Origin of the sequence: Bacillus sp. S71, from assembly GCF_016625265.1 — a bacterium.
Lineage (GTDB): Bacteria > Bacillota > Bacilli > Bacillales > Bacillaceae_G > Bacillus_A > Bacillus_A cereus.
Genome location: NZ_JACVUW010000003.1, coordinates 543,675 through 556,831 on the forward strand (window position 1 = coordinate 543,675; position 13,157 = coordinate 556,831).

Below are 13,157 nucleotides of genomic sequence, written 5' to 3' on the forward strand. Positions count from 1 at the left end.
CCTCATTTTACTTTATTATATATTTTACCAAAATGAGCTTTCCGCCCAAACTATTTCGTACAAATATTTGGGCGGAAAGGTTCACTTCATGAAGTTTATTCGTCTTTTAACCCTTTCCCCATTCCTTTTAAGAAATGAAGCCCAAACCCGATAGCACGGTTAATATCTGGGTCTTTCAATACTTTCATAAGATCGAATACCCCTACTTTTTTATTACTTTCTAGATGTTCATTACCTTCTTCTAGCCCGACTAATAAACTACCTATAAGCTTTTTCGTAAGTTCTGGGTCAAGTTCAGTTAACGCACCTGCAGCACCCATCATATTATTAATTAAATTTGTAACAGGCTCACGAGTTACTTGACCTAGAACAATCTTTGCAATTGGTTCTTTCGCTTTCAGCATAGAATTTGCAGCTTCTAGCATTCCAATGTCATTTAATTCCCCTACTATATTAAACATCTGATTTAGAGCTTCTTCATTATTTGTTAAAAGCTCCTTTAAATCATCTAATTTTTGCTGTTTTATTTCTTCCTCAGTTAATTCTTGTTTTTGAATCATTTTTATAGGTGCAGCCATAGTTTTCTCCTCCTACTTATCCGTTAAATGCACATACCCTGGACGTGCCCACTTACGATGTACCTCAATTCCAGCTTGAGGGTGACGTTTTTTATTGCGTGGGTTCGCTTTTGGCATCGGATTTTCGCCATCAACTTCTAACACTTCCATACGCACTTTCGTTTGTTTATACGCAGGTGTATTCGTACGTACATCCACAGCAGGACCTGTTAAGAAATTAATTGCCGTTTCGTTATCTGTAGAGTTCATCGGTAAATATAACTCATTCGCTTTTACACGATCTGTAACGAGTGCACGTAATTTTAATGCTCCAAAAGGAGAGACAAGACGAACTAACGAACCTGTTTTTACGCCACGTTCTTTTGCAAGGTCTGGAGAGATTTCAACGAAAACACCAGGTACTTTCGTTTGAATACCTGTTGATTTATTTGTCATATTCCCTTCATGGAAATGCTCAAGCATACGACCGTTGTTAATGTGAAGGTCGAACTCCGCTGGAAATTCAGCTGGACGTACCCAGTCAGCAATCGCAAAACGAGCTTTTTTATCTGGGAAGTTAAATCCATCTTGGAACAGAAGTGGTGTATTTGTTCCATCAAAACTTCCCCAATGGAAACTGTTCCATCCTTCAAGCACTTCATAGTTCGCTTGCGAGAATAATGGTGATAAACTTGCCATTTCAGCAAAGATTTCACTTGGGTGGCTATAATTCCAGTTTGCCCCTAGTTTATTCGCAACCTCCTGGACGATCCACCAGTCTGGTTTCGCATCTCCTAGCGTAGGAAGAACTTGATATAATCTTTGGACACGGCGCTCTGTATTTGTGAAAGTACCTTCTTTCTCAAGAGATGGCGCTGCTGGTAATACAACATCTGCATATTGAGCAGTTTTAGAAAGGAAAACATCTTGCACAACGAAGAAATCAAGGCTCGACAACACTTCATGTACATGATTTGCATTAGAATCTACAAGAGCCATATCTTCTCCGACAAGATACATTGCTTTCATTTTTCCTTCGTCAATTGCGTGAAGCATTTCAATATTATTAAGACCTGGTTCACTATCAATTTTCACTCCGTAAGCAGTTTCAAATTTCGCACGTTCCATTTCGTTAGTAACGTGCTGATATCCTGGAAGCCATCCTGGTAAAGTACCCATATCACAAGCACCTTGTACGTTATTGTGACCTCGAAGTGGGTATGCACCTGCTCCTGGACGACGATAGTTCCCTGTTGCAAGAAGTAAGTTTGAAATTGCAGCGGAAGTATCAGAACCACCTGTATTTTGCGTTACCCCCATACCCCAAAGGATACATGTACCATCTGCATCACGAATCATTTCAGCCATTTGAATAAGTGTTTCTTTTGAAATACCTGTTACTTCTTCTGCATATGCAAGTGTATATTCTTCTAGACTTTCTTTGAAATCTTCAAAGAAGTTTACATTCTCATTAATAAATTCCTGATCATGCCAACCTCGATCAATCATATATTTTGTAACAGCCATTAACCAAACTTGATCTGTTCCTTGTTTTGGACTAATAAAGACATCTGATCGCTCTGCCATTTCTGTTTTACGAAGATCAGCTACAATTAACTTTTGTCCGTGTAATTTATGTGCACGTTTAATACGTGTAGCTAAAACAGGATGACCTTCTGTCGGATTACATCCTACAATAATAACAAGACCAGATTGCGCAATATCTTTAATCGTTCCTGCATCACCGCCCATACCAATTGTACGGAACAAACCATCCGTTGCTGGTGATTGGCAATAACGTGAGCAGTTATCAATATTATTCGTTCCAAATACTTGTCGAGCTAATTTTTGAATTACATAATTATCTTCATTTGTAATTTTAGAGGAAGAAATAAATCCGATAGAACCTTTACCGTACTCTTCTTTAATAGTACCTAATTTATTTGCAACTACATTCAGTGCTTCTTCCCATGTAGATTCAACAAACGTTCCATTTTTACGAATTAAAGGTTTTGTAATTCGTTCTTTAGAATTTACGAAATCCCAACCAAATTTCCCTTTTACACAAGTGGAAATTGCGTTAACTGGTGCATCTGAAGATGGCTGTACTTTAAGGATTTTACGCCCCTTCGTCCACACTTCAAACGAACAACCTACACCACAAAATGTACATACTGTTTTCGTTTTCTTCGTACGAGTATCACGCATGGCCGCTTCCACTTCTGATACCGCAAAAATACCGCTATATCCAGGCTCAACTTCTTTAATTAAATCTACCATCGGTTCAAGAATATCTGGTTTTAATCCCGTCATAAATCCAGCTTCACCGAGCATCGTTTTCTCCATTAAAGCGTTACAAGGGCAAATCGTTACACATTGACCACAGCTAACGCATGAAGAATCATTAATATTTACTCCTTCATCCCAAATAACTCGCGGGCGTTCCGCTTCCCAGTCTATCGATAACGTTTCATTTACTTGTAAGTTTTGACACACCTCAACGCATTGACCGCACGCAATACATTGATTAGGGTCATAGCGATAAAACGGATGCGTCATATCAACTTCACTTACATCTACTTTCGGTTCATAAGGATATTTTTGATGTTCAATTTCCATTAATTCTGCTGTATTATGCAGTTTACAGTTCCCATTGTTGTTGTCACATACTGTACAGTATAATAAATGATTTTCTAGTAACCGATCCATCGCTTCTGTTTGTGCTTCTTTTGCACGAACAGAAGCACGTTCAATGTCCATACCTTCCGTTGCTATCGTCGAACAAGAACGCATTAACTTTCCGTCAACTTCTACAATACAAGTGTCACATGTTTGAATAGGATCTACTTCCGGCACGTAACAAATTTGCGGATGTTCAATCCCGTTCTCATTAATAACACCCAATATCGTTGAACCAGGCTCCGCTGTATACTTTTTTCCGTCAATTGTAATATGAACCATGTTGTCATTCATGGTCTTTCCCCCTTTTTGAGAATAAAAAAAACTCCACCACGAAAATATACGCACCACATTTTGGGCACGCTATCATCATGGTGGAGTAGTTTATTAGCACATCTTGCTAAAATACCAATCCATTTATTCATAAATAAAACGATAGATTCATAACAGGTCATATCACGATTCCATCTTTAACACTATAATTATAGCGTTAAATGTACAAATATACAATATAAATTTTAAACTGCGCATATGTCTGTATGTAACTATCCATAATAACCCATATAAAGTTCAACGAGGAATAAGGTGAATATATGGGATCTTTTCGAAAATGGATAAGGGGCGAAAAATCTTTCTCTACACATGAGCAATCTGAAACTGTATTAAATAAAGAAATTTCTTCCTCCATGCCGCTTAATCTTAAACACTTATCCAAATTATTTAGTGGTATTCCAGAATTAATTACACGCACTTTCCCGTTAAAAAACGGAAAAGAAGCTGCTCTTATATATATGGAAGGACTTGTAGATAAAACTGTTATTAATGTAGATATTCTTCGTCCTCTCTTATTTAAAGAATGGAATGAAGATGATTTTTGGGAATCTTCTGTTTCTATAGGGAATATTAAAAAAGTTCAGAAGTGGATAGACATTGAGCAATCTCTCTTACATGGCAAAAGTATTTTATTTATAAACGGGCAATTATCAGCTTTAGAACTAGATACGCAAGCGGCGCCAAAAAGGAGTATTGAAGAACCTACAACAGAGACTTCCATAAAAAGCTCACACGAAGGATTTAATGAAGTGGCAAGTGATAGTATCGCACTTATTCGTCGCTATATTCCAAATCGCGAATTAAAAGTGAAAGAATTCACTGTTGGCGAACGAGCAACCTCTAAAGTTTTTTTACTTTATCTTGCAGATGTTACAAACGAAGATGTTGTACAAGATATGGCATGCCGCATTGAATCAATCAAAGTAGATGCTATTCTTACTACCGGTGAATTAGAAGGATTTGTTGAAGATAATTCCTATACTCTCTTCCCACAATTGTCTATCACTGAACGTCCTGACACAACGGCACATCATATTTTAAATGGGCGAATTGCTGTTGTTGTAGATCGCTCACCAGGCGTATTAATAGGACCTATGACCTTTTCATCCTTCTTTCAGACGATAGATGATTACAGCTTCAGACCTATGATTCCATCTTTTATACGACTCCTTCGTTTCACTGGGCTATTTATTGCAATATTCGCTCCTGCTCTTTATATTGCTATGATTTCCTTCCATTATGAAGTGATTCCGCTCAAATTGTTGTTAACGATTGGAGAATCCCGAGCCAAAATTCCTTTTCCTCCCATATTAGAAGCTTTATTAATGGAATTAGTTCTCGAAATGCTCCGAGAAGCAGCGATTCGGCTTCCTGGGCCTGTTGGACAAACAATCGGCGTCGTAGGAGGAATTGTAATTGGACAAGCTGCGGTTCAAGCTGGGATTGTGAGTAACGTTATGGTTATCGTCGTATCAATTACTGCGGTTGCCTCCTTCATTATTCCTAACTTAGAAATGTCAGCAGGAATTCGGCTTCTTCGATTCCCAATGATGATAGCCGCCTCTTTATTTGGCGTCATTGGAATTATGGTTGGAATGGCAATCATTATCATCCATATTCTTTCTATGGAATCACTTGGTGTACCATATGGTAGTCCTTTTTCTCCGTCATATGCTTCGGATTTAAAAGATACCCTTATACGTTTCCCATGGAAAATTATGAAGAAACGGCCACTATCTCTACAATTAAAACAAGATAACCGGCAAAGAGATGTTGAAGAAAAGGAGGAGAATTAGTGACAAAACGTGCAAAGAGGGAGATTACTTTATTTCAATACATTTTAACGATTAGTGGTGTTCAAGTCGGATTCGGCGTACTTACACTTCCGCGTGAAGTTGCACAAGGAGCGAATACAGATGGCTGGATGTCTATTATTATCGGATGTGTCATTACTACTTTAGTCAGTCTATGTATTGTAAAAATCATGGAAAAACATCCAGGATATACTTTACTTGATGTGCTGATACGCTATCTTGGAAAATGGCTAGGAAGAGTAGTAATGATTTTTTGGATTTTATATGCTGTACTCGCAGCTGTTTCCTTAATTTTTTCCCTCTTATACGTTATTCATATTTGGATTTTACCTAGATCTCCTATGTCTTTAATTATGATTTTGCTATCTATTCCAATGCTTATGCTTGCATGTAAAGGAGCACTTATTATTAGTCGTTTTGCTGTTTTCACTGTCATCTTTACACTTTGGATGCCATTATTATTATTTATTCCTCTTAAAGATGGGCATTTTATATATCTTCTTCCTCTCATCAAGGAAGGATGGCTACCAATTATAAACACCGTAAAATCAACTATCATTGCGTTTCTCGGATTCGAGTTTGCGTTTGTCCTTTATCCTTATTTAACGAACAAAGCATCTGCAAAAAAAGGAATTGTTATTGCAAATTTGATTACGTTATTTATTTATCTTCAAATCACGTTCGTTTCTTTTATTTATTTTAGTCCAGATGGTATAACAAAGTTTTTATGGCCAACTCTTTCTCTTGTTACACCGTTTCATTTCTCATTTCTTGAGCGGTTTGAAATTATCTTTTTGTCATTTTATCTCTTTATTATTTTTGATTCCTGTATTCCTTATATTTTTACTGCTTCAGATGGTATTAATCAATTACTTAACAAAAAAGGCAGTTCATTACCTATTTATTTTTTATTATTCGGGTGTATTTTCATCTTATTCTTTTATATCCCTTCTTCTTATCAGATAAGTTCGTTGCGGGAATTTTGGGGAACTGCTAGTTATTTTATCGTTTTTCTATTCCCAGTTGTATTTCTCTTATACATGACACTTTATCAGCATTGGAAAAGGAGAAAAGTTTAAATGAGACGCTTTATTCATTTTATTATATTTTGTTTTCTCATAATTTTTTTAGCTGGCTGTGAAGATCGGCTTGATTTAGAAAAACAATCCATCTCATTAATTTACGGTTTTGACGCAAAAGCAAAAGGAAAATTAATTGTGTATCACGTAAATCCTATTTTCAATGAAGATGTAGAGAAAAAGTACGAAATTCATGAAGCGAAAGTACATACACCCCGAGAAGCAAAAGATACGTTTAACAGTTCAAGCAGCGGTTTAGTGTCCACAGAAAAGTTACAGCTTATATTGTTTAGCACGAATTTTTTAAAACAAGAAGGAGCTATGCCTTATCTGGATGTTTGGTATCGCGACCCTAAAAATACAGGGAATATGCGCATGGTTGCAGTAGATGGCCCCATTTCTTCTGTTATATATAATAATTTCAAAGATAAGCCTGCTCTTCCTGAATATTTAACAGATTTAATTAATACGAACAAACTATACAATCGGACCGTGTTTACGACATTCCATGAATTTCATAGACAAACTTTTAATAAAGGCGTAACTCCTGCTATTTCAGAAATAAAAAAAGGGAAGAAAGATGTTATTGTTACCGGTTCGGCACTATTAACCTCTCGTGGAACTTATAAGATGTCTTTAAATCGCTACGAAAGTGCCCTTCTTCTTATGGTGCAAAAGAAAGCTAATATACCCGTTTCACTTACAATGAAAATCCCCTCTAATTTAGTTGAAAGTAATAGCCATCTAAAAGATACAAAAGGCGACGATTTTATAACAATAAATGTTCTTAGTATGAATCATGATATCGGTACAGACTATAGCGATAACCGCTTCAAATTTAATATTAAAATGGATTTAAAAATTGCCGTATCTGAACTTACATTCAACATGGATATAGAAAATGATAGAAAAAAATTAACTTCTCTTATTACAAAACAACTAAACAATGATTTAAACGATTTAATCCACAAAATTCAAAAACAGCAGCTTGATCCATTCGGATTTGGTGATTATGCGAGAGCGTTTCAATATAAAGAATGGAAACAAGTTGAAGATGATTGGCCAAGTTCCTTTTCAAAAGCTAATGTGAAAGTGGCACCAACTATTAAAATTTTAGAAAATGGGATTATTAAATAGAAAAAACACGCTACTTGTTCTTATATGAATAAGTAGCGTGTTTTCATTTCCATTACAAGTATTATTTCAATGGACTATACTCTATTTCCATTTCTAACATTACTATGTTTTTTAGCATATACAAAATATATGAAAACGCCTATTATAATCCATGCCACAAAACTAATTAAAGTAAGCTTAGAAAGGTTCAAAGCCAAATATATACAACTTACTATTGAAACGATAGGTAAAAAAGGTACTAGAGGGGCACGGAATGGCCTCTTCATATCAGGATGCGTCTTTCTTAATACAATGACAGCTATAGATACAAACACAAATGCTGTTATCGTTCCCATATTCACTAAATTAGCTAATAAATTCAAATCCACTAATCCCGCTAATAAAGCTGCTAGTATACCTGTAATCCACGTATTAAAAAATGGAGTTTGTAAACGTTTATGGACACTTGAAAGTCTTTTTGGTAACAACCCATCTCGACTCATCGAGTACGATACACGAACAAATGCAAACATAGCTACTAACAGAACTGTTGTTAGCCCTGCTATTGCTCCAACCGATAACAAGCCAGCAATTCTATCTTCTCCTACAGTGCGCAACGCATATGCAACTGGGTCAGCAACATTCAATTCCGTAAACGGAACCATTCCAGTTAACACGAATGAAACACCTACATATAAAACGGTACAAATGAGCAAGGAAACAAGTAGCCCAATCGGCACGTTACGTTGTGGACGCTTCACTTCCTCAGCTGCTGTTGCAACTGCATCAAATCCTAAAAAAGCAAAGAATACGGTTGCTGCACCTCCTACCACACCATGAAAACCAAAGGGTAGAAATGGTTGCCAATTCTCTGGTTTTACATATTGTGTTCCTACAATGATAAATCCTACAATAACAGCCAGTTTAATAATAACCATTATATTATTAATTCGTGCACTTTCTTTTGCACCACGACTTAATAAAAATGTAACAACTAAAATAATAAGAACTGCTGGTAAATCAATGATTCCACCCTTCCCCGTCCCTGGTGCCGAAGCAAAAGCCGTAGGAATGTGAATATTAAAACCTAGTAGCAATGACTGAAAATATGCTGACCAGCCTGCTGCAACCGCAGAAGTCGCTAATAAATACTCCAGCATAACACACCAGCCAACTATAAATGCAAAAATCTCACCTAGTGTCATATATGTATATGAATATACACTTCCCGAAACTGGAACTGTAGATGCAAATTCAGCATAACAGAAAGCTACACATGCACATATAATTGCTGCTAATACAAAAGATAATACAATCGCCGGACCAGCATGTTTCGCTGCTACAATACCAGTTAATACGAAAATACCTGTACCAATAATTGCTCCAATACCTAAAAGAGTTAAATCAATCGCTCCTAAAGTTTGATTCAATACTTTTTTCTTTTCTTCATCCATTGCTTTCTTTATGAAAAGACTCATTCTTTGAAACCTCTTTTTCAAGTTTATCTCTTACTTGTTACATTCTTTATTACTGTTCTATTTTAAAAATAAAAATATACATAGTTCACTTCCCCTATAGACTTAGTAACCCGTCTCAATAAAAACAGAAAAATCAATCTCTTTACACCGTATTGAATTTTCAAAATATTAACCATACCAAAAAAACCATTAAGAATGCTGATTGAATTTATCATACAATTAATTATATTGTCAATAATAAATCACTCAAAAATAATCGGTTGATTATGTATCAAATGTTATTTTTATACATAATTATTTTCTCAAAAACATTGTTGTTTTCCACCTTAATATTCATATACATTTTATTACATTGATTTTCATACAATTTTCATTACATACAATGTAATGAAAATCATAATAACCTCAAATGAATTATTATTCAAAAATAATAATTCATTTGAGGTTATTTCACCATTTTAATACTAACAAAAAAGTGCAGATTTTCATCTGCACTTTTTTTATTCTTCCACTTCAGCTTCTGCACTACTATTTTCAAGATGCTCCTTCTGAGCTTCCTCTTGCAACTCTGCTGAAATCATCCCATAATAAAGTTCCGGATATAACCCAAATATTTGATATACACTTCCTAAAAACGGCATCAGAATCCCTCTTTTCTAAAGTTGTATTGCCACTTTTAAGGATTCCCTTTTCATTCACTATACATTCGTTTTTGGCGTTTCTTCTTCATCTTGAATACTTAATAAATTTTGCCATTTTTTATACGGAGCGCTATTTGGATCTACATATCCTTTCGCATGCGAGCGATCCCACAATTGTTTAATAAACATTTCTTTCTCTTTCTTTGCAACCATATCAGCACCTGTACCGTAATAGTTCTGGAAATACAACTCGATTTCATCAAGGAATAGTCTTAATAATTCATCTGATGTTTCTTCTAACGTCGGATCATACTTCGCTTCACGGTCATACATTAAAATCATGTCTAAAAGATTGTGGACATGTTCTTTTCTAAGCCATCTTACATCTTGGGCTCCTAATACGAACGGATGTGTATATAAATGTCCACCTTGTATCATCGCCTTTTCTTGCTCTTCTTCAAATCGTGACAAGATGTTTTCATAAATAAACGGATTATGAAGCAATGCTCTGTGTAATTTATAACTTTCGCTTGAAATATTTTTCCCCATCGACTGAATTAAAAAGCTACGTCCCACACCGTTATATTGATACACAAACTGTCCATCAACAGCAACTAAACTAATCCAACGATACATATATGCGTATAGTAATGCACGATTACATTTATCATAATCTAATTTTGTTTGAGTCGCATTCAAATCTGGCATAAAGGCTGGTAAGTGCCAATACTTATCTAAATGCGGCGTTAAACTAGATTTTTTACTATTTAATTTGTTTACACGGCGATAATACGATTGGAAATAGTCACCTTTATCATTCATAAATCCGTTTGAAATATGTCCTGATGATAATTTGGGGAAATCTTGCAGCGATAAGCCATAATGCGCTCGATAACAGATCACTTCAAATGGCGAAAAGGCTTCGTGTACTGTATCTTTTTCTTTAAACATTTCTTGAATTAATTCCTCTTGTAGCTCTTTCTTTAAAGAAGGATGTATACCCCAATATTGTAATTCCCTATGATGAGCAACTTTCGGAATGAATGGACTTGCTAAATGGAACAGGTCTTCAATTTTTTCACGCACGTATTCATCGCGATCACGTTTCTTATAATCTGCTTCTTTTCGCAACGCTTCAATAATATTCAATTCTAATTTATCACGATAGCGTACTTGCAGTTCGTCATAACAATAGCTCAGTATATGTTCGCGATAGAAATCCTCTACCTTTTTCGACTGAATCTCTTCTGTTTTCGCATCACGACAATATTCCGCATACAAACTCATATAAATTTCCGCTGATATATCTTTCGGTAGTACACCTAAATTTAAATGTTGCTGCATATCTTGCCATATCTTTTCTTGCAGCTGTTCCTCTGCTAATACATATACATTCGTCGGGTTTGTTTTCCCTTCAAATTCCTTACTGCGCTTTTGGATTTCAAACAATAAATTTTCACGTGTTTCATGTAAATTATCAAAAAATCTTTCCCAATATTGAATCATTTTATTAACTGCCTGATATAGCGATTGATACACAAGTTCTAATAGCATTTCTTTTCGATATTCATTTAATTTGTGTACATATTGCGTTACGATGTCTTCAAATTCTCTTTTGAATGAACGTTGCTGATTATTAATCATTTTTCCGAACCAGCCTTGTTGTTGAGCAATTTCAACTCGGCGTACAGCCGTTACCGTTCCATCGATATTACCCACATTAAATTTTTTATCGTAGTTTTGAATTACATTACGCTTTTGTTCATTATTTTCATGTAGTCGATTCATTTTTTCTACTAACTGCTTTCGAATTTCATATAACATAAAACGTGCTGCTACTGGGTGAACTGGATCTGTTTTCTTTAAAAACCATGTATTTAATTGATAGGACTGCCCTTCAGAACCACTTGGTGAAAAGCGGTCTGATTCAATCATGTCATATAAAAGTGTCGTTACATGTTCATGTACACGGCTCGGAATCGCATATGCATATAAGCGAACTGCATGATCCACTCTTGCCACTTCACCTTTCATTTGTTCCATCATTTTCAGTTTCGCAGCTGAAATTTTACACTCATGTTGCAAACGATTTAATTCCTCATCTTTTTGCACCGTGCGTTGTACATAACTTTCTACAGCTTCTAAAAACAGTTTTGATTTCGCAACTCCGAGCTTACCACCTTCTGCTCCTTCACGCGTTTCATTGTACATTTGTCTATAGAAAATATGAGCTTGCTCTGGACGCGTAGCAAGATGCTCCAAGTCCTCTAAATAACTTTTACCTCTCTCCGGCTTTTCACGCTGCATCCCACGTTTTACATCTTGGTCGTATCTTTGCTTCTTCTCTTGAAACAGTTGATCTAAATGCAGCCACGATTCATCTAAACCTTGCACCGCCCATTTTAAAGCACAATATTTTAACACATGCTCATATGGATAAATGAGTTTTGCCGTTCCTGCCCCGCAATATCGTCCTTTTCCACTTGATTCTGCTAATTGCTGAATTTGATTGTCTTCCTGTGCAAAATGACTTGTAGACATCGGGCTAAATAACTGTAAATAAATTGTATTTGCCATCTGTTCCATATAGTCTGATAAATTGTGTAAATGGTGTCCATGTAGATTTTCGTAATCGTATAAGAAACAATAATTGTACGGTAAATGATGTTGTTTAATTGTATGATTCGTTCTTCCGTCTTCATCTACTTGATCAGGGCGATACTCTAATTCAATTGTTACACCACCGCGTTTTGATAATTCTCCAGTAGAACCGAGCGTAATAGCATGTAATTCTTTTAACGATGCATAGCCATTTGCTTGCACCGTTTCAAATTCTTTCGCACTAACCGTTCTCGTCTTTACTAAAACATCCGGCATTAAAAACGCACCGCGTATTAAAATGTTATGATGCTGCAATTTCTTCCGAAGCATTTCACGTAAATATAATGCAATTTGCAGAAACATCCCTGAACCTGTTCCGCCTGCTAGTGATGTTACTATAATGACACGCACACCATATTCCGTTTGATCACTTGTAACCGGAAAAATTTTCTCGATTTCTTGCCAAAAAGACGTCAATTTATCTTCTTTCATCGCAGCACGTAACGCTAAACGTGAAATGACGCGTAACTGTCCTGCTCCTTCTGTTAATGGCTTATCAAGTATAGTCGGATCCATCGGAAACCACTCTGGGATCGTTGGATCTCCCGCAATATACTCCCTAGGCGTTTTACTAGAACTTGTTTGTGTCTTAAACTTTCGAATATGATCAAATTTACTTAATGTATTCACATCTGTATCAAATACGTGCATTGCTACCTTTTTCCGGCGCTCTTCAGGCAATTTTTCATATATTTGATGCGTCACAGTACTACCGATTCCACCTAAACCAATTAATATTGTTGGAACTTGTAATGTCATGTGAACCACCTTCCTATTCTTGCTTGTTTGAAAAAAGGGA

8 protein-coding genes are annotated in these 13,157 nt (G+C 35.9%); 3 read left to right on the top strand and 5 right to left on the bottom strand.

The features are described from left to right. Window positions 1-95: 95 nt before the first annotated feature. Both IBT51_RS09690 and fdhF read right to left on the bottom strand, forming a co-directional pair. Window positions 96-578 (bottom strand): helical membrane plugin domain-containing protein, encoded by a 483-nt coding sequence (locus tag IBT51_RS09690; protein WP_000729897.1) that lies wholly within the window; start codon window positions 576-578, stop codon window positions 96-98. 12 nt (window positions 579-590) lie between these two features. Further along, on the bottom strand, window positions 591-3,530 hold the full coding sequence (gene fdhF / locus IBT51_RS09695) for a formate dehydrogenase subunit alpha (protein WP_097912399.1): 2,940 nt from the start codon (window positions 3,528-3,530) through the stop codon (window positions 591-593). A 299-nt stretch (window positions 3,531-3,829) separates the two neighbouring features. Here fdhF and IBT51_RS09700 point away from each other — a divergent pair, with 299 nt between their 5' ends. Genes IBT51_RS09700 through IBT51_RS09710 form a run of 3 tightly spaced genes read left to right on the top strand, consistent with a single transcriptional unit; the run spans window position 3,830 to window position 7,599 of the window. Beyond that, a complete protein-coding gene (locus IBT51_RS09700) occupies window positions 3,830-5,365 on the top strand; it encodes a spore germination protein (protein WP_000534548.1) in 1,536 nt (511 codons plus the stop codon). Then, a complete protein-coding gene (locus tag IBT51_RS09705) occupies window positions 5,365-6,462 on the top strand; it encodes an endospore germination permease (protein WP_000166524.1) in 1,098 nt (365 codons plus the stop codon). The genes IBT51_RS09700 and IBT51_RS09705 overlap by 1 nt, the downstream gene beginning before the upstream one ends. Beyond that, window positions 6,463-7,599: a Ger(x)C family spore germination protein gene (locus IBT51_RS09710; protein WP_001252184.1), complete on the top strand. Its 1,137-nt coding sequence runs from the start codon at window positions 6,463-6,465 to the stop codon at window positions 7,597-7,599. It begins immediately after the preceding gene. 74 nt (window positions 7,600-7,673) lie between these two features. Here the strand turns inward: IBT51_RS09710 and bcaP are convergent, their stop codons facing one another. The 3 genes from bcaP to IBT51_RS09725 all read right to left on the bottom strand — a co-directional run bounded on the left by bcaP (window position 7,674) and on the right by IBT51_RS09725 (window position 13,117). Beyond that, window positions 7,674-9,056, bottom strand: a complete 1,383-nt coding sequence (gene bcaP / locus IBT51_RS09715) for a branched-chain amino acid transporter BcaP (protein WP_200458096.1) — start codon at window positions 9,054-9,056, stop codon at window positions 7,674-7,676. Between the two features lie 500 nt (window positions 9,057-9,556). Next, entirely contained in the window at window positions 9,557-9,697 is a 141-nt protein-coding gene (locus tag IBT51_RS09720; RefSeq protein WP_001116193.1) for a hypothetical protein, read from the bottom strand. Between the two features lie 57 nt (window positions 9,698-9,754). After that, entirely contained in the window at window positions 9,755-13,117 is a 3,363-nt protein-coding gene (locus tag IBT51_RS09725; RefSeq protein ID WP_200458095.1) for a tubulin-like doman-containing protein, read from the bottom strand. Window positions 13,118-13,157: the final 40 nt, after the last annotated feature.